We start from the raw sequence: 17,587 nt of genomic DNA on the forward strand, positions 1-17,587 counted from the left end.
CCCAAAAAAAATCCACCTCAAATTCGCATCGTAGCTCCACCCTCTTTTGCACCAAAATATGAAAAAACTTCACAGTCGCATTTTTTTGGGTCGATCGATCTCGCCATGAATGTTGAGGTTGCTCTCATCATCACAATCAACTCTCGCCACACTCAACGAAATCGCACAATATTGCCATTAATCTTTTTTCCGCCTCGCTTCATAAATACGGAAAAAGTCCCGCATTTCTCTGGCCATCGTCCAGTCCCATATTCCGGCAAACGACGCCGCTTGAGCTGTTATTGGTACAAATAACATAAATCCAAAAGCAAATATAATAAATTTTCTCACGAAATAATTGTTTGTCGCCCATACGTATAACAACTTGACGACGCACGCATTACCCTCGCGACCACCACCCACACTTTCTGCTGCAATCATGGATCGATGCTGATTCTCAGCTTACCTAGCAATAGGTTTCATGAAGCATCACTCAAAACCCATTGCCGCAAATCTTCTTTTTATAGATGCCGCATCCTTGAACGGATATCTCACCCTCACTCCGCTCTTGGTTCGACCATCCCAACCGGCGGGAAAACCCTTCATCGCCTCATCACCCACTACGAACTGATGATTATCTTTTAGGTATTTGTAAATAAAAACCTTGTAATAATTACCCACATAATCAGCAGCCAGAGAATTTATGGACCATCTCACCAACACCACAATACTACTATCCCTCCAGAAAAACACGGTTACAATCTCCGGGCTTACCCCATTAATCTCATATTTATCAATAGGCAAATTTTCACCATCAAGACAGCGCCATGACGCAATCACATCAATTGGCGCCGAACTCAGCGGATCATCGAGGTAGGGGTGGGGATGCGTCGAAAATAGAACTGAACAACCACTCCTTATTACATCAGCGGATATTTCCTTTTGTCGTCCATCTTCAGCAAAGGATAGGCCCGACATAGTAAATGCCCTGAGCATCAAGATCAGATAAATTATTATCCTTTTCACCACCCTTTCTCCGCAGTCAAGTTCGCGTCCCAATTCAATAGACAAGGTTGTCTCCCGTTATTCAATCGGTCAAAAGATCGTTTCGCCGCAACTCTTCGTCGATCAAAATCCTTTAGTGCTGGGTTAATTACCCTCGTTACACCCTTGACATCATTAGCATCAGCATATCCATTAATCGATCGCGAACTCCAAAACCACACCGATGAGTCTGTCGCAATATACGGTTCGTTTTGGACTCTACTCGGATCTATCACCACGTCATTGCCACTAGCTCGCTTATATTCCTTGTACGTAGCGAGCCATGTCATGTGGAGCAAACCACGCCCCCGATAGTCTCGCCCGGGATAACCATCGTCACCAAACAATACCTCACCGAGTTCGCTGTCATTGTGGGTCAAATTATTCTTCGAATAATCTTCTATCTGTGACGGTGTCCACCGAGGATGCAATCGATGAAGGCCTGCCTTCAAAGCTGTGGGATATGTCCCCCACAGTCGGTCCCCACTTGTGTAATACAAGCTTTCGCGAAAGGCTGTAAACCCAGTGCACTCGACTTCGCATTGACCAAAAAAATGGGATACACGATTACATGTATTTATTTCATATTTCTTAAAAATCTCATTTATTATCGGGGAAAATTTTTCCGCATTGTCATTGCTTATATTCGGAAATATTTCCTTAAGCACCTCGGGTGTAACAGAAAGATCGCTGCCGCAGTGCACGCATACCAAACCCTCCACTTTGAAATTCCCCACCAACCCAATCGGATGAATATGAAACACATCCGATGCAGGCAGATTGGATACGCCCCGCTTCACCTCATCCCACCAGACCAGTTTCTCAATTCGCCTCTTCTCAGCCTCGTGCTGGGGTTTCACCCCCGTCTGCCTTTCAATTTCCTGAATCAACTGCTGCCACTTGGCGGGCTTGGCCCATTCGGTCTCATGCTTGATGATGAGCCGGGACATGCGTAGCGCCCGCCACGGACTATTGGCGGCGTCACACAGTTCATCGGCAGCGCGGCTGCCATCCCCGGTTGAATAAATGGCGCGATAGACCTTGGCCATGAGGGGGCTCAGCTTGCCGAGCGCGCCCGGCTCCGGCACGTTCGCGCCCATTACGTAGTCCACGTATGCCTTGGTGGTAGCGAACATCGTGTGCGTGGGATCGTGTGCGTCTTCGAACGTATCGAAATCGATCCAGGATTGCGCGAACTCGCGGGTCACCCGACCGCCTGTGAAGTTCTGCTCGCGTACCCAGCCGCTGATGTCGTTGTGCAGCATGTTTGCACCGTCCACCTTCCACCAGTTCTGCTTGAGGCTGTCGTTCCCCGGCGTGGTTTCCGTGCGTGGATTGTTTGGACGCTTGCCCAGTTCGGCCAGAGTGGCCACCAGGGTGACATCCGTGCGGGGCGCATCCTGCCCCTCGTTGAATGCCTCGCGGTACAACTTCGTCCCCTTGGCAACCCGCAGGATCGTGGGTTCGCTGGGCAGGCCCAGTTCTTTCCAGTCTTGGGGCCTGGATGCGTGTTCGGCAATCCATGCACGCCCCTTCTGCAGGAACGGCTTGATGTCGTCCCCGCAGAACACCTCGATATGAACCATGCGGTTCGAGGTGCGCTGGTTGAGCGAATCGTAGCGCCCCAGGTGGCCGATCAGGTCGCCCGCCTTGACCTTGACTGGCGTGGGCGGGATAACCACCTGGTCAAGGGAAGTGTCCGGCATGATTTCCTCGACCACCTTGCCGCCGTGCTCCTTGCCCAGGAACGCCCAGCCCCCGATGGGCGCGGCCGGCGCCACGAAGCCGCCCGCCTGGGGCGGGTATGGCTGCGCGCCGTGCGTATCCTTGATCTTCCCCCAGTCGCCCGTGCGTTCACTGATGCTGAACTGCGTTCCGTGCGGCAGGATGCAAAGAGGTGTGCCGTGCGGATGGGTCGCGCGGATCCGTAGTCCTTGCTGATCAGCAGGTGCGGCCCGGCCATGGGGGCTTGCGGATGGCTTATCCCTGGCAAATTCAGAGACCTTGAATTCCGGGACCCAGTACGGGGGTCTTGGCAGTGTCTTTTCGCTCTCATACCCTTCGAAATCCTGCAGATGCATGTACAGGCTGAACAAGGTCAGCTTCGTGCCACGCGGAAACTCCATGGCATGGCGCACGAGAGCGAAGCCAGTGCTATAAGGGGCGGTGATGGCAGGCTGGCCGGCCTGCGCAGGCAATTCGCTCACCGGGTACGACCGATTCATGCGCCACGCCACGATTTCGCCATCGGCAATGCAGCGCACGCCGCCCTTGATGTCAAGAGACCGGCCGGCCCCGGCTTCGGTGATGTGGATACCGCCATGCCACATCCCCTTGCTGCTGACCGAATAGGAGCCCGAGGGCTCTTTCTTCAGCAGTTTGTGGAACTCATTCTCATCGGTAATCTCGACGGGATTCTTGCCCTCGCCTTCTGCCTTTTTACGGAAGGGAAAGGCAAACCGCAACGGCCTCAGTGGTGGATTGGGCGGGTTGGTCGGGGTGTTTTTCGCCATGGGTTCGCCCTACTCAGAGAATCCGAAGTTCATATCGCCCTTGATGCCCTTGACGGGCGCATTCGTCCAGTTCGGGAACGTGAAGCCTCCTCCGGCCGGACCCTCGACATTGAGGTTGCCTTTGGCTGCAATCTCGCCGCTTGGGCTGGCGAGGACAATCTTGCCGTTCTCGATCGAGATGTATGCGCCGGAGCCATCGCCCAGCATGATGCCTTTGGCAGCCGTGATCAGGACCTTGCCCTCGGTGGAACTCAGCGTGGCGTCTTTCAATGCCATCAGTTCCAGCGCATCACCCTGGGCCTGGACCTGGACCTTGCCTTTCGCGGCAAAAATCCGGATGCCGAGTCTCGCGGCAAATAGGGAGATGGCCTCTCCCGCCGCGGCGGGAGAGGCGCTTGAGCACTCCGATATCGAGCCCATTGCCGGCGGTCATGAACATCTGTTGGCGAGCTGCCAACTGCAAGTTCTGACCGCTTGCAACGCCGACCCCATCGGGGGCATTGGCGAGGAGGACAGGCTTCTGCAGTCGTGATAACCGCTGCTCAATCAGGTCGCGCTGCTGGTCGATCTCTGCCAGCCACGCCTTCGCGGCATTGGCGGATTCGTTCAGGTTGCGCAGCAGATCTACGGCTTGCCGTAGCGTCTCGTCGGCGTTCTGCATGTCGAGCTGTTGGCCGCCAGCGCCCGGCTGGTCATCCGCCGACAGATAGAGTCCTTTGCCGCCGCGTAGGGCGCCGTATCCCGACGTCCGCAGCTCAAACCCATCTCCACGCTTCTTCTTGCTGCCGTCAACCAGATAGCCCAAGTTGAGCTGAGTTCTGCCCCCATACTCCGTAGACAGCTTGATGCTCTCTTGACCCTCCCAATCCTCCATCCGCAGCTTGTTATTGCTCTGTGTACGAATGACATTTCGCGACAGCCAACGGTCCTGGTTAGTGATCAGGTCGTCCTGCCAGCTGTTGTGCAGCGCGTGCGCGATATACGGCCGGTTCGGATTGCCATCATGAAAGGCGATCGCCACCTCGGTCCCATCGATCAGTGGAAAATGAAAACCCGTCTGCAAGCCCCCAGCGAAAGGCTTGGCCAGGCGCAGCGGCACGCTTTCGCCACCCTTGGGCCGCGCGTCAAAGTCCAGGTCAAAGCGGACGACATAGTGCCCGTCCTGCGTCAGGTAGGCATATTTATACTGGCCCGGCGAGGTAATCCGACCACTGAGCGTTCCGGCGATACGAGGCCATTTCGAATCATCCATCGGCAGGCGGAAGCGCCGGTCCGAGGGAATCGCCTTGTATGTGTTGCGGTATGCCTGATCCCGTGCGCCGCTGTGGATAACTTCGGTGATGACCTGTCCGTTCGGCGCATCGGGTAGCGTGACATCCATGCGCAGGATGCGCGCCGGGTGCAGCTCCAGCACATTGCTCTCGCCCTCGTAGACGACCTGTCCGGCCAGCGCGGCTTCGTGGCGCAGTTGCGCCTCCCACTTGGCGCTGTCCTGGTCGAGGTGGTGCGTGCCATAGACGTAGGGCTGGCCGTAAGTCGTGCGGTCCTTGCGCGCGATGTTGGCCTCGGCCTTGAAGCGCTCGTAGGCGTTGTCAGGGTTGTAGTCGGCCGCAAGGACCGACTCCGGCACCGTTTTCGCACGAGTCTGAAGGGCGAACACCGCTTCAATGCCGGCCTCCAGCCCCGCCGTCTCCCGGTAGGGCACCCTCAGTTCCGGCTGATAGATGTAGTGGTCGATATCGTCGCCAAAGACAATCATCTCGCCAAATTTGCCGGGCACAGAATAGCTGTACAGTCCCTCCTGCTCCATCAGCAGCCGGATGTAGTCCCAGTCGGACATCTGGTACTGGAGGCGGAACTTGTGCTCGGGATACTGCCGCCGCGTCTTGAACGCGAATTGGTGACCCCTGAGGTCATGGCTGCGCAGGATCGCCTCGATGATCTGCGGGGCGGTTTTCTGCTGGTAGATGCGGCTTCGCCGGGTCAGCCCGAGTAGCGCAACCTCCGGCTGCACCACGATTTCGTACGCGCAGAAGTCGCGCGTCTGCCGGGTTTTGGCAAAGCCGGTGATGCGTCCGGCGAAGCGCCGCGGCTCGCTGTCATCCGCGGGCTGGATGACGAAGGCCGCCGCCTTGGTGAGGTATTCCGCACGATCCAGTTCCAGCGGGTGGGTCAGCTGGATCGTCACCTCGTATGGTTCGCCGAGACGCTCCACGGCCCTGAACGACACCACCGAGAGCCCACTGGCACTCGGTGCGCCGGGAATGTCGAGAAAATACGCCTGTCTTCCCGTGACCAGCGCTGCTGGATCACCCCATCCCTCGGCCATCGTCGATTCCTTTTGTCAGGCACGCCCCAGATGGGAGCACGCGGATATCAGGCAATCTTGGGCGCGAGGATCGCGGACCACTGCGCCCAACCTCAGCGCAAACTAAGGCAATCGACTTAGGGCGGATATAGAGTTAATCCGAACTTGGTTTGGGAATTTTCGTCCTTCCGATCAGCAGATGATGTATCGCAAAAGAGCCGGACGATTGACGACTGGTTGTCGTCGATATCGCCGATACCCCGCCTCGTGCGGCAAGGCGATTTGCAACAGCGACAGATCGACGCTGCCCGTCAGGTCGGAGCGCAACGGGGGTTAGGGGATGATGTAGGAGCCAACCGGTTCGCCGGCGTTCAATCGGGCAACGTAGCCGCCCCCATCCGCCTGGCAATAATCCCTGCCTTCACCTTGAAGTTGACGTGCACATTCGCGCAGTACGCCTTCTTGTCAAAGCACTTCGGCGCCGGCAGCGCCGCCGCGAGGCGCGCAGCCTGGCCTACGCCGAGCTTGGCGGCACTGGTGCGGAAATAATGCTGGGCCGCGGCCTCGGCACCGAACACGCCCTCGCCCCATTCCACCGAGTTCAGGTAGATCTCGAAGATCCGCTGCTTGTCCAGCCAGAATTCGAGCATCCACGTGATGGCCAGTTCCTGGCCCTTGCGCAGGTAATGCTGCTCCGGTGAGAGAAAGAGGTTCTTGGCGAGCTGCTGCGTGATGGTCGAACCGCCGCGCACGACGCGGCCGCGCTTCTTGTTGCGTTCCCACGCGTCGAGCATGGCATCGATCTCGTAGCCGGGATGGTTGACGAAGTCAGCGTCCTCGCTCGCGATGACCGCTCGCTTGAGGTTGCGCGAGATCTGGTCGTACGGTACCCAGCGGCGGTCGATGCCGCAGTTCCAGACATTGAAGCCGCACAGGCGCCAGCGCTCGGCGCGCATGAATGACGTGGACGAAGGCGTCACGTACTGCCAGGCCGCGATCTGCAGGAAGAAGTAGGCCTGCATCGCGACGACGCCGGCCAGCACGCAACCGATCAGGTAGCCGACCCACCGCATCGGGGCGAATGCCGTGCCGGCGGCGCGCGTGGTGCGCTGTCGGGTGGCCACGGGCACCGGCGGCGTTCAGCCCTTGTGCTCGGCCTGCAGCGCAGCGCGCAGGTCGGCCAGCACGGGCGCGGTGCGCGGACGCACGCCGCGCCAGATGTAGAACGCTTCGGCCGCCTGTTCGACCAGCATGCCGAGGCCGTCGGCCGTACGCGCGCCGCACTGCGCGGCATGACGCAAGAACACGGTCGGCTCGGCGCCGTACATCATGTCGTAAGCGAGCACGCCGTCGCCAAGCAGGAACGCCGGCACCGGCGGCAGTTCACCATGCAGGCTGCTCGAAGATGCGTTGATGACCACGTCGCAGGCCTCATCCTCGGACAGCTGCTCCAGCGCATCCAGGCCGCCGCCCCACAGCTCCACGCCGAAGGAATCAGCGGCTTCCACGAACTCTTCCAGCATGTCGCTCGCGCGCGAGGCCGTGCGGTTGGCCACCACGATGCGGGACGGCCGGCATTCGATCAGCGGCAGCATCGCGCCCATGGCCGCGCCGCCCGCGCCCAGCAGCAGCACGCGCTTGTCTTCCAGCAGCGTGTCGAGGTTGTCCTGGATGTCGCGCACCAGGCCAATGCCGTCGGTATTGTCGCCGTGGATCAGCCCGTCCTCGATCCACATCGTATTGACGGCGCCGGCCGCTTCCGCGCGCGGCGTCAGGCGATCTGCCAGGTCGTAGGCCTGCAGCTTGAACGGCACGGTCACGTTGAAGCCATGGCCGCCTTCGGCCAGGAAGGCGCGCACGGTATCGGCGAACGCGTCGAGCGGCGCTTCCAGGCGGCCATACTCGATGGCCTCGCCGGTCTGCTGCGCGAACGCAGCATGGATAAAGGGAGAGCGGCTGTGCGCAACCGGGTTGCCGACCACGACGTAGCGGTCAGCCGGCTGGGAAGAGGATTCAGTGGAGGTCATCAGCGGGCCTGCAAGCGGGTTTCCAGCCCGCTGCGCGAAAACTTGAATGTGGAAATGACTTCGAGGATGTCCTGGCGCGCCGCCATCTCGGCCGTAAAGGGGCCGAACGGCGCGGCGGCGCGGACGATGGCCACGGCCTGGCGGTCCAGCGCCGGATCGCCCGAGCTCTTGACCACGTCGATGGCATCGACGTTGTAGCCGTCGCGGTTGTACCCGAGCTTGCCCAGGCGGTTCACGTTGATCACCAGGATCAGCTGGCCGTACAACGGCTTGCCGTTGCGTTGCGGGAAATCGCTGGTGCCGCGCGCCTCGATCTTGCGGCGCAGGCGGTCATAGTACTGGGCGTAGTCGACGGCTCGCGCGCTCGTGGCGGTGAGCTGGTAACGCTTGGGCCGCTTGGCGTAGTGCTCCAGGTTGCGGCCGATCTCCGCTTCCAGCTTGGCCATCTCGTCCGTGGAAGTACGCTCGTCCTGGCCGCGCAGCAGGTTGTCCTGGCGCTGCTCGCCGGGCTTGAGCGGCTGGCTGCGCACGGCCGGCGCGGCTTCGCGCGACTGCGTCATCAGGCGCTGCTGTTCCAGCTCGAGCTGCTCGACGCGGCGCTGCACCTGGCGCACCAGGTCACCGTCCTGCGATGCGGTCTGCGCGGGCAGCGGCGTGGTCGCGCGCTGCTGGTCATGGTCGCCGCCGCCGTCGAGGTTGGCCTGCGCCAGCACGGTCGGGTTGCGCGGCTTCTGGGCGGACTTGGAATTGACCAGCACCACGTCCAGTGCCGCATCGGGGCGCTTGATCTCGAACACCTCGGGCGCTGCAATCCGCACCATCAGCAGCACGATATGCACGGCTACCGAGATGGCCAGCGCCTTGGCCAGCGTGCTGCTGGCATGCCACCAGTGGCGGGGATCGACGAGAGCGGCGTTCACGATGGAGAGCTGGCTGGACAATGGCTTGAGGAATCGCTAGGGAGATTCGCCGGGGCAGCATGGCGTCATGCTGCACCCTCGGCCCGGCGGCTGGACCGGGTCAGAAGGGCATTGTATGTGAGCCGCCGGCTTTTCCGAAGGAATCAGCCCTGGCCGGGAACAATGGTGTCGCGCGCGGCAGACGCCTCGTCGCCCTTGCCGTCGCCGGCCCCCTCTTCCGTGGGCGCGCCGCCTTCGGCCGACTGCTCCGCGGCCTGCTCGGCCGCCATCTCCGCTGCCGCTTCGGCCGAGACCTCCGCGGCTTCCTCGTCGCTTTCGAGCTCTTCTTCGGGCAACGCGCCCTCACCGGCAAAGACTTCGAGCACCCGGCACGACACATCGAGCGAGATCTCGTCGATGGCGCCGATCTCGAGCAGCACCTGGGTGCCGCGCAGGGCCTGCGCCAGCTCCGGCACGCGCGTGACCAGCGGGATCTCGGTGAAGCGCACCGCGCCCTCCTTGAGCACCGTGGCCATCATGCGCTCGCGGCCTTCCTGCTGCAGCCAGCGCAGGCACCAGTAGCGCTCCATGGTGGACTGGTGGTCGGCATAGGCGGCGTAGGTGCCTTCAAAATCCGCCACGGCGGCCAGCAAGTCGGCATCCTTCGGCTTGAACGGCGCCACCAGCTTGGCCGTGATGCCATGCTGCGCCACCGCCAGGATCTGCCACTGGTTGACGAGGTCGACGTAGCGGCGCAGCGGCGAAGTGCTCCATGCGTACTGCGCCACGCCCAGCCCTTCGTGCGGGGCCGGGTAGGTCTGCATGCGGGTGCGGTGCATGCCCCAGGCCTTCTGCGTGCGGTAGATGCCGGGCACGCCGTTGTCGGCCAGGAGCTTGCCCCACATGCTGTTGGCCAGGATCATCAGCTCGGCGACGATCTTGTCCAGCGGCGAACCGCGCTTGCGCTGCTCGATGCGCACGCGCTGGCTGCCGTCGGACTGGTCGTCCAGGTAGAAGTTGTAGTCCGCGCGATTGTGGGATTCGGGCCGCAGGCCGCTGGCCAGGCGGGCCTTCTGGCGCTCGTCGTGGAGGTAGCCGGCGAAATGCCACAGCCGCGTGAGCTGGGCGCGGAACGGGTAATCGCCGGTGCCGTCGGCGAGCGAGGCCTCGGTGATGACGTCGTCGAGCAGGTTGTGGCGCAGGTTGGCCGCGATCATCACCATCTCGGCGCGGGTCTCGCTGCCCAGCACCTGCCAATGCGATGGCTCTACCGTCACGTAGAGCGACAGTGCCGGGCAACGGCGGCCTTCCTGCAGCGTGTAGCGGTCGACCACGGCGTCGGGCAGCATGGTGATCTTGTCGCCCGGGAAGTAGACCGTGGACAGGCGCTGGCGCGCGATCGCGTCGAGCGGTTCGCTGCGGCGGATGCCAAGCGCGGGCGCGGCGATGTGGATGCCGATACGCAGGTTGCCGCCAGGCAGTTCGGTGACCGACAACGCGTCGTCGATCTCGGTGGTGGTCACGTCATCGATCGAGAACGCTTCCACGTCCGCCACCGGCAGGTCGCCGGATGGCTCGGGCACGTCGACTTCGGGGAAGCCCGTGCCCTTCGGGAAGCACTCGGCGAGGAACTTGGCCTCGTGCAGGGCGCGCGCGCTGGCCACGCCGCCGGCGGCCACCATCAGGCGCATCGGCGACATGCCCAGCGCCGTGCAGGCGGCGTCCATCGCCTTGTATTCGAGGCTGTTCTTGTCAGGCCTGAACAGTAGTTGCAGCACCTTATTGCGGAACGATTCCGGCAAGGTCAGCGCCTTGAGCTGTTCCTCGTATTCGGCCTGCACGAGCGCCTGCTGCTTCTTGCGCTCCAGCGCTGCCAGTGCGGCCTTGAGCTGGTCTTCCGGCGCGCGCTGGTAGCGCCCGCGGCCCTTGCGGCGGAAGTACACCGGGTTGCCATGCAGGGCCATGGCCAGCGCCGCCTGCTGCACCGGGCCGGCGTCGGCGCCGTAGTACTCGGTGGCCAGCTCGGCAAAGCCGAACTCGGTTTCCGGCGCGCATTCCCACAGGAAGTCCAGGTCGATCTCGGCCGTCATCTCGCCGGTCTGGCGCACCAGTTCGATCGCCGACGGCTGCGCGAACTGCAGCAGCACGTCGCGCGACTTGACCTTGGTGCGCTTGCCGGCCGGCAATTCGACCTGGTAGGCCTCGCCTTGCTGGGTCAGCACGGTGCCGGCGCGAATCTCGCCGCCTTCTTCGAACAGCAACTGCATCGATCGGTACTTTCAGAAATGCCGGGAACCCTGCCGCTCAGGCGGCAACGACACGGGTTCCGGGGAGATAGTGTGAGTGCCCCTGACGGGGCCGCTGGCCGCAAGTGCCAAAGTCAGAATGATACCGCACCGGTTCCGGCCGCTTGCCGGGAACCGGAATGGTGGCCGAACGCCGGGTGATGTCAGAGCGACATGCCGCCGCTGGTCTCGATGGCGACGCCGTTGATATAGCTGGCGTCGTCGCTGGCCAGGAAGGCGTACACGCTGGCAATTTCCGACGGTTCGGCCAGGCGGCGCAGCCAGCACGATTCCTTCATGCCGTCGAGCACCTTCTGCGGCACGGTCTGCAGGATCTCGGTGTTGACGAAGCCCGGGCACACGGCGTTCACGCGCACGCCCTTGGGGCCGAGTTCGCGCGCCCAGGTCTTGGTGAAGCCGATCACGCCGAACTTGCTGGCCGCGTAGTTGGTCTGGCCGAAATTGCCGTACAGGCCGACCACGCTCGACGCGTTGAGGATCACGCCCTTGCCCTGCTCGGTCATCACGCTGGCGACGGCCTGCGCGCAGTTGAACACGCCCTTCAGGTTGACGTCGATGACCGCGTCGAACTGCGCCTCGGTCATCTTGGCCAGGCGCGCATCCTTGGTGATGCCGGCGTTGTTGACGAGCACATCGATGCGGCCATGCGTGGCCAGCACCGCGGCGACCATGGCATCGACCTCGTCGCGGCGCGTCACGTCGACACGATAGGCTGCGACGGTGGCACCCGCGGCGGCCAGCTTCGCCGCAGCCTCGCGCACACGCGCTTCCTGGACGTCGCACAGGATGACAATGGCGCCTTCGGCGGCAAAGCGCTCGGCCGTGGCAAACCCGATGCCGGCGGCTGCGCCGGTGATGATGGCAACGCGACCCTGCAATTTCATGATGTTTTCTCTTATTTATCTCTGGGTAGTGTGTAAGTCAGTCGGGGCCCCGGTCTGATGGACGGCTTTGCCGGAGTCCCCGTGAGGGCCGTGCCAGCAGGTCCGGCAAAAAGACCTCTGTCACGAGCATGACGCCGGCGCCGCGCCGGAATACGGAGCGGCGCGCCGGCAGCATCGGCACCGGCGCCATGGCCGGCAGGACCCGCTGCAGCGCCTGGCGCAGCGGGTGGTGCGGCAGCAGCCGCGCAAACTGGAACGGATCGCGCCGCACGGCCGGATCCACAAACAGGCGCCCGCCCAGCGGGCGCTCGCCCAGGCCGCGCAGGAACGGCCAGTCGCGGCGCGCATGGCGCTCGCGCACGACGGTGTGCGCGTAGACAGCCGGCTGCTCGTCGCAGATCAGCAGCACTTCGCGCGTCAGCGCCGGTTCACGGCAGCATTGCCCAAGCGCCTGCCATTCATCGAGATAGGGCTGCGCCGAGGCCTGGAACAGGCGGCGCACGCGGAAACGTTCGGAGGCAGCCACCAGCCGCGCGGTCAGCGACCCTTCGCCTGTGACCCAGTGCCTCAGGTTGGGCGGAATTGCCGTATCGAAGGGCAGGTGGCAGGTCCAGCCGCAGCGGCGCGCGTATTGCGCGCTCATGCCGCGCGGCCCGGCACCACGCCGCCGGGCCCATAGCCGCAGAAGGCCAGCACGTCGTCGACGTAGTCGGCGAACTCGCTGATGCCGTGGTCGCTGCCGGAGATGATGCGGATATGCGCGCCCTGACAGGCCGCCACCATCTCACGGTAGTCGAGCACTTCGTCGCCGGTCGTCGCCAGCAGGTAATACCGTTCGGGATACGCGAGGGTATCCACGCGCAAGTCGAGCAGTTCCTGCATGTGGCGCGGCTCGACCGTGATCGAGCCGCCACCATGCCACAGCGGCTGTTCGCCGATGTATTGCTGCAGGTCGGTCCACGGATGGATGGCCGGGTTCAGGAGCACCGTGCGGCAGCCATGGCGCTCGCCGAGCCAGCGTGCATAGAAGCCGCCCAGCGAGGAGCCGACGATGGCGATTTCCTGGTCGCCGCCCGCGCGCGCCGCGTGGATGGCGGCTTCGGCCTGCGCGATGGCCCGGTCGGGCGAAACATTGAGCAAGGGGCAGGCGTAGTAGCGGCCCACGCCCCACTCGCGCATGCGCTCCTGCACCAGCCGCGCCTTGAATGACTGCGGCGAGGAGCGGAATCCGTGCAGGTACAGCAGCATGTCGGCGCCCTCAGCCCGCGGCGCCCAGCGCGTCCAGCAGCTTCTGGTGCACGCCGCCGAAGCCGCCGTTGCTCATGACCAGCACGTGGTCGCCCGGCTGTGCCGCGGCGCGCACGGCCTCGACCAGCGCGCCGAGATCGTGGAACGCCGCCGCCTTCTTGCCGAGCGGCGCCAGCGCACCGGCGAGGTCCCAGCCGAGCGCATCCTTGCCGCTTGGCGCACCGTAGCCGAATACCAGGTCGGCCTGCTCGAGGCTGGCCGGGAGCTGCGCCTTCATCACGCCGAGCTTCATGGTGTTGGAGCGCGGCTCCAGCACGGCCAGGATGCGGGCACCGCCGACACGGCGGCGCAGGCCGTCCAGCGTGGTCTGGATCGCGGTGGGATGGTGCGCGAAGTCGTCATAGACGGTCACGCCGCCCGCCACGCCGCGCACTTCCATGCGTCGTTTCACATTGGCGAAGCGGCCCAGCGATTCGATGGCCTGCGCCGGCGGCACGCCGACATGGCGCGCGGCGGCAATGGCGGCCAGCGCGTTCAGGCGGTTATGGGTGCCCTGCAGGTCCCACGTCACGCGGCCTTGCACGGCCTCGCCGAACCAGACGTCGAAAGCGTCCTTGCCATCGTCGGAGCCCGCATCGCTTTCGCGCCAGTCACCGACGCCGAACTGCTCGACCTCGCTCCAGCAGCCGCGCTCGAGCACGCGGGCGAGGCTGGCTTCCAGGCCGTTGACGACCAGACGGCCCTGCCCCGGCACCGTTCGCACCAGGTGGTGGAACTGCGTTTCGATCGCGTCGAGATCCGGGAAGATGTCAGCGTGATCGTATTCCAGGTTGTTCAGGATCGCTGTGCGCGGGCGGTAGTGGACGAACTTGCTGCGCTTGTCGAAGAAGGCAGTGTCGTATTCGTCCGCCTCGATCACGAAGAAGTCCGACTCCGTCACGCGCGCCGAGATACCGAAGTTCTGCGGCACGCCGCCCACGAGAAAGCCGGGGTTGTAGCCGGCATCTTCCAGGATCCACGCGAGCATCGACGTGGTGGTGGTCTTGCCGTGGGTGCCGGCCACGGCAAGCACCCACTTGCCCGCCAGCACGTGTTCGCCAAGCCATTGCGGCCCCGACACATAGGGCAGGTTCCGGTTCAGGATGGCTTCCATCAGCGGATTGCCGCGCGACACCACGTTGCCGATCACGAACAGGTCCGGCTCCAGCGCGAGCTGGGCCGGGTCAAAGCCTTCGATCAGCTCGATGCCCTGGGCCTCGAGCTGGGTGCTCATCGGTGGATAGACATTGGCATCGCAGCCGGTGACACGATGGCCCGCCTGCTTGGCGAGTACCGCCAGGCCGCCCATGAAAGTGCCGCAGATGCCAAGGATATGTATATGCATGGGGTTCCCGGAAAGACTTGAGACCGGCCGGGCCGGTCGGCATGCCAGCGATGGTCCGGCGGACCATGCCGGGCAGGAAGCCCCTGATTGTACCCGAGCGCTTCCGCGCTTCGCTGCACTGCGGCAGCGCTTGCCGCACCGGTTGTCACACCGGTTCCCCGCCCTGCTCCGGTATCATCCGGACATGTCCCGACGCACCCTTTCCGACCCCGTCCGACTGCGCGAGGAGATCGCCCAGGCCGCGGCACGCATGATCGCCGAAGACGGCGCCGACTACGCCACCGCGAAACGCAAGGCTGCGCGCCAGTTGCTTGGCGATCAGCGCGTCGCTGGCGAATGGCTGCCCGATAACGAGATGATCGAGGCCGAAGTGCGCGCTTATCAGGCGCTTTTCCACGCCGACACGCAGCCGCGCATCCTGGCGCTGCTGCGCCGCGTGGCGGTGCTGGCAATGGAGGACCTGGCGGCGTTCCGGCCGTATCTCGTGGGCGCCGTGCTCAATGGCACCGCCACCGAGCATTCGGATATCTATCTGCAGTGCTTCTGCGACAGTACCAAGGACGCCACACTGCACCTGCTCAATGCCGGCGTGGACTTCGAAACCAGCGAGACTCGCCACTTCGGCGGCCGCGGTGAAGTGGAAACCCTGAGCTTCCTCTGGAAAGGCCAGTGGCCCGACCGCCGCGAGGCGCGCCTGCTGGCCGGCGAAGTGCGGGCAGAACTGAGCGCCCCGGTCGGTATTCATATTGCTCTGTATGATGCCGACGACGAGCGCGGCGCCGTGCGCACCGATGCGAGCGGCCGCGCAGCCAGGGCCGACCTGCAGGCCGTGCAGGCACTGCTGGCAGCCGACGAGACCGGCGAGGCCGGCGAAACTGACGATTCGAACTGAAGCCGGTCCGTCCTGTCAGAAAATCACCGTTTGCCGGCATCTGCGCCGAATGCGCTGCACCGCCGCCCGCTTACCGAGACCCCATGAACACTCCCACCCAGAACCCTGCCCGCCGTTCCCGCCTGTGGCTGTGGATTGCCGTCGCCGTGGTGGCATGCGCCGCCGGTGTGCTGGCCGGCCATTTCCTGTTCTCGCCGAAGCCCGCCTCCGAGCAGGCCGTGGAAACCTTCTTCCAGACCCGCCTGCCCGATCCGAGCGGTAGCGATATCGATCTGGGCAAGCTGCGCGGCAAGACCGTGGTGGTCAACTTCTGGGCGCCGTGGTGCGGGCCCTGCGTGGAAGAAATGCCGGAGTTGACCGCCCTGCATGCCGAGTACGCGGCGCGGAAGGTCGAGTTTGTCGGCATCGGCATCGATTCAGCCGCCAATATCCAGCAGTTCATCAAGAAGGTGCCGGTCGCCTACCCGCTCGCGGTCGCCGGCTTCGCGGGCACGGAGTTGTCGCGCAATTTTGGCAATGCCGCCGGCGGCCTGCCCTACACCGTGGTGATCAACCCGGACGGGTCCGTCAAGTACCGCAAGATGGGCCGGATCACTTCGGACGAGTTGCGCTCAGTTCTGCCCCGTTCATAGGTGCAGTCCGCTGCATAACGAGCTTTTTCTGCCAAGTTCGTCCAATCGTGGCGAAATTGCACTGAAACGAAGCGCATATTGCCCGGAACAGCTCAATGTGGCCTAATCAGCGCGCCGTAACCGTACCGGCACGTGAAGGCTTGTATCGCGTGCTAGACAAATCCCTCTAAGCTACGGTAATCTCCGCGCAATTTCGTTGAACTGGTCGAGCCGCCGTGACTGCAACCCGCTCCATCCGTCGCTCTGCCCGCTACCGCAAGGTGCTGGTCCTGCATGGGCCAAACCTCAATCTGCTGGGCACGCGCGAGCCGGAGACGTACGGGCATACCACGCTGGCCGATATCGACGCCGCACTCGCGAAACATGCCGCCGACGCCGGTATCGCGTTGTCGTCGTTCCAGTCCAACCACGAAGGGGCGCTGGTTGACCGCATCCATGCCGCGCGGACGGAAGGGGTGGAATTCATCATCATCAACCCGGCCGCCTATACGCATACCAGCGTGGCGCTGCGCGATGCACTGGCCGGCGTGGCCATTCCGTTTGTCGAAGTGCACCTGTCGAACGTGCATCGCCGCGAAAGCTTCCGTCACCGTTCCTATTTCTCCGATCTCGCGGTCGGCGTGATCTGCGGACTGGGCTGGCATGGATACCTGCTGGCGCTGGACTACGTCCTCGGGCTGGAGCAGCCGCCGCCAAAGGGCTGAGACCCGCCGACGTACAGGGCGTTACCCGAAAACATGATGCGCGCCGCCTGGCGGCCGCGCCTGCAGCGTGTGCGGCAAGCACCGCGGGCGTGGACAGCCGGTGGCCGTACCGACGATTTCTTCCGCCGCTGCCCACCAGGGCGCGCCCGGACAACCTGATTCAGGAGGATAGAAGATGGACCTGCGCAAGCTGAAGACGCTGATCGACCTGGTGGCCGAATCCGGCATCTCGGAGCTGGAAGTCACTGAAGGCGATGGCAAGGTACGCATCGTCAAGCAACCGCCGCAAGTCATCGCCCCGATGGCCATGCCGCAGATGCAGGCACTGCCGGCCATGCCCGTCGCTTCTCCGGTAGCCAGCGCCCCGGCTGCCGCCGCCGAGCCGGCCGCCGCGCAGGTTCCGGCCGGCCACGTGGTGACCTCGCCCATGGTCGGCACCTTCTACCGCGCCCCGTCGCCGGGCGCCGCGCCGTTCGTCAACGTTGGCGACGCCGTCAAGGAAGGCCAGACCGTCTGCATCATCGAGGCCATGAAGCTGCTCAACGAGATCGAGTGCGACAAGGCCGGCATCATCAAGGAAATCCTGGTCGAGAACGGCCAGGCAGTGGAATACGGCCAGCCGCTGTTCGTCATCGGCTGATGCTGTCCGGCATGCCGCGCCGCCCTGCCCGATCGCGGCAGAGGCCTGCGCGGCCTGCCGGATCTCGTGGATGTTCGCACGTTGCAGCCCGCATCCCGTGCCATGAAGCGGCCCCTGACACCGCCAG

General features: G+C 63.4%; 15 protein-coding genes and 1 pseudogene. 4 read left to right on the top strand and 12 right to left on the bottom strand.

Annotated elements, in window-relative coordinates; genetic code table 11:
• Positions 1–177 precede the first annotated feature (177 nt).
• The 12 genes and pseudogenes from LDO29_RS16350 to mpl all read right to left on the bottom strand — a co-directional run bounded on the left by LDO29_RS16350 (position 178) and on the right by mpl (position 14,592).
• Positions 178–420: a hypothetical protein gene (locus tag LDO29_RS16350; protein ID WP_224080831.1), complete on the bottom strand. Its 243-nt coding sequence runs from the start codon at positions 418–420 to the stop codon at positions 178–180.
• Between the two features lie 48 nt (positions 421–468).
• Positions 469–1,050 carry a hypothetical protein gene (locus LDO29_RS16355; RefSeq protein WP_224080832.1) on the bottom strand — a complete coding sequence of 194 codons (582 nt, stop codon included), beginning with the start codon at positions 1,048–1,050 and terminating at the stop codon, positions 469–471.
• Positions 1,002–3,536 (bottom strand): glycoside hydrolase family 19 protein, encoded by a 2,535-nt coding sequence (locus LDO29_RS16360; protein ID WP_224080833.1) that lies wholly within the window; start codon positions 3,534–3,536, stop codon positions 1,002–1,004. Before LDO29_RS16360 ends, LDO29_RS16355 begins: the two co-directional genes overlap by 49 nt.
• A gap of 9 nt (positions 3,537–3,545) precedes the next feature.
• Positions 3,546–5,865: pseudogene (locus LDO29_RS16365) on the bottom strand (type VI secretion system Vgr family protein).
• Between the two features lie 350 nt (positions 5,866–6,215).
• Positions 6,216–6,917: a monofunctional biosynthetic peptidoglycan transglycosylase gene (gene mtgA / locus LDO29_RS16370; RefSeq protein WP_224080900.1), complete on the bottom strand. Its 702-nt coding sequence runs from the start codon at positions 6,915–6,917 to the stop codon at positions 6,216–6,218.
• 66 nt (positions 6,918–6,983) lie between these two features.
• Positions 6,984–7,871, bottom strand: a complete 888-nt coding sequence (gene aroE / locus LDO29_RS16375; RefSeq protein WP_224080834.1) for a shikimate dehydrogenase — start codon at positions 7,869–7,871, stop codon at positions 6,984–6,986.
• On the bottom strand, positions 7,871–8,740 hold the full coding sequence (locus LDO29_RS16380; RefSeq protein WP_396022677.1) for an energy transducer TonB: 870 nt from the start codon (positions 8,738–8,740) through the stop codon (positions 7,871–7,873). The genes aroE and LDO29_RS16380 overlap by 1 nt, the downstream gene beginning before the upstream one ends.
• Positions 8,741–8,934: 194 nt before the next feature.
• Positions 8,935–11,037: a ribonuclease catalytic domain-containing protein gene (locus tag LDO29_RS16385; protein WP_224080836.1), complete on the bottom strand. Its 2,103-nt coding sequence runs from the start codon at positions 11,035–11,037 to the stop codon at positions 8,935–8,937.
• A 182-nt stretch (positions 11,038–11,219) separates the two neighbouring features.
• On the bottom strand, positions 11,220–11,960 hold the full coding sequence (fabG, locus tag LDO29_RS16390) for a 3-oxoacyl-ACP reductase FabG (protein WP_224080837.1): 741 nt from the start codon (positions 11,958–11,960) through the stop codon (positions 11,220–11,222).
• 37 nt (positions 11,961–11,997) lie between these two features.
• The gene (locus LDO29_RS16395) at positions 11,998–12,603 is read right to left on the bottom strand and encodes a chorismate--pyruvate lyase family protein (protein ID WP_224080838.1); all 606 of its coding nucleotides are present in this window, start codon (positions 12,601–12,603) and stop codon (positions 11,998–12,000) included.
• A complete protein-coding gene (locus LDO29_RS16400) occupies positions 12,600–13,208 on the bottom strand; it encodes a YqiA/YcfP family alpha/beta fold hydrolase (RefSeq protein ID WP_224080839.1) in 609 nt (202 codons plus the stop codon). Before LDO29_RS16400 ends, LDO29_RS16395 begins: the two co-directional genes overlap by 4 nt.
• A 10-nt stretch (positions 13,209–13,218) precedes the next feature.
• Positions 13,219–14,592 carry a UDP-N-acetylmuramate:L-alanyl-gamma-D-glutamyl-meso-diaminopimelate ligase gene (mpl, locus tag LDO29_RS16405; protein ID WP_224080840.1) on the bottom strand — a complete coding sequence of 458 codons (1,374 nt, stop codon included), beginning with the start codon at positions 14,590–14,592 and terminating at the stop codon, positions 13,219–13,221.
• A 184-nt stretch (positions 14,593–14,776) separates the two neighbouring features.
• Here mpl and LDO29_RS16410 point away from each other — a divergent pair, with 184 nt between their 5' ends.
• From LDO29_RS16410 to accB, 4 genes are all read left to right on the top strand, one after another.
• Positions 14,777–15,484: a UDP-N-acetylmuramate--alanine ligase gene (locus LDO29_RS16410; RefSeq protein ID WP_224080841.1), complete on the top strand. Its 708-nt coding sequence runs from the start codon at positions 14,777–14,779 to the stop codon at positions 15,482–15,484.
• Positions 15,485–15,567: 83 nt separating this feature from the next.
• Complete coding sequence (locus LDO29_RS16415) at positions 15,568–16,116, top strand: TlpA family protein disulfide reductase (protein WP_224080842.1); 549 nt, start codon at positions 15,568–15,570, stop codon at positions 16,114–16,116.
• 215 nt (positions 16,117–16,331) lie between these two features.
• Positions 16,332–16,820: a type II 3-dehydroquinate dehydratase gene (gene aroQ, locus LDO29_RS16420; RefSeq protein ID WP_224080843.1), complete on the top strand. Its 489-nt coding sequence runs from the start codon at positions 16,332–16,334 to the stop codon at positions 16,818–16,820.
• A 175-nt stretch (positions 16,821–16,995) separates the two neighbouring features.
• Positions 16,996–17,460: an acetyl-CoA carboxylase biotin carboxyl carrier protein gene (accB, locus tag LDO29_RS16425; RefSeq protein WP_224080844.1), complete on the top strand. Its 465-nt coding sequence runs from the start codon at positions 16,996–16,998 to the stop codon at positions 17,458–17,460.
• Positions 17,461–17,587: the final 127 nt, after the last annotated feature.

Source organism: Cupriavidus laharis, assembly GCF_914271435.1.
In the GTDB taxonomy this organism is placed as follows: Bacteria; Pseudomonadota; Gammaproteobacteria; order Burkholderiales; family Burkholderiaceae; genus Cupriavidus; species Cupriavidus laharis.

Excerpts from the sequence above, each read along its gene's own strand:
- aroE (WP_224080834.1), bottom strand. The coding sequence starts at position 7,871 with ATGACCTCCACTGAATCCTCTTCCCAGCCGGCTGACCGCTACGTCGTG.
- LDO29_RS16395 (WP_224080838.1), bottom strand. The coding sequence starts at position 12,603 with ATGAGCGCGCAATACGCGCGCCGCTGCGGCTGGACCTGCCACCTGCCC.
- LDO29_RS16400 (WP_224080839.1), bottom strand. The coding sequence starts at position 13,208 with ATGCTGCTGTACCTGCACGGATTCCGCTCCTCGCCGCAGTCATTCAAG.
- LDO29_RS16415 (WP_224080842.1), top strand. The coding sequence starts at position 15,568 with ATGAACACTCCCACCCAGAACCCTGCCCGCCGTTCCCGCCTGTGGCTG.
- mtgA (WP_224080900.1), bottom strand. The coding sequence starts at position 6,917 with ATGCGGTGGGTCGGCTACCTGATCGGTTGCGTGCTGGCCGGCGTCGTC.
- fabG (WP_224080837.1), bottom strand. The coding sequence starts at position 11,960 with ATGAAATTGCAGGGTCGCGTTGCCATCATCACCGGCGCAGCCGCCGGC.
- mpl (WP_224080840.1), bottom strand. The coding sequence starts at position 14,592 with ATGCATATACATATCCTTGGCATCTGCGGCACTTTCATGGGCGGCCTG.
- LDO29_RS16385 (WP_224080836.1), bottom strand. The coding sequence starts at position 11,037 with ATGCAGTTGCTGTTCGAAGAAGGCGGCGAGATTCGCGCCGGCACCGTG.
- LDO29_RS16350 (WP_224080831.1), bottom strand. The coding sequence starts at position 420 with ATGATTGCAGCAGAAAGTGTGGGTGGTGGTCGCGAGGGTAATGCGTGC.
- LDO29_RS16360 (WP_224080833.1), bottom strand. The coding sequence starts at position 3,536 with ATGGCGAAAAACACCCCGACCAACCCGCCCAATCCACCACTGAGGCCG.
- LDO29_RS16410 (WP_224080841.1), top strand. The coding sequence starts at position 14,777 with ATGTCCCGACGCACCCTTTCCGACCCCGTCCGACTGCGCGAGGAGATC.
- accB (WP_224080844.1), top strand. The coding sequence starts at position 16,996 with ATGGACCTGCGCAAGCTGAAGACGCTGATCGACCTGGTGGCCGAATCC.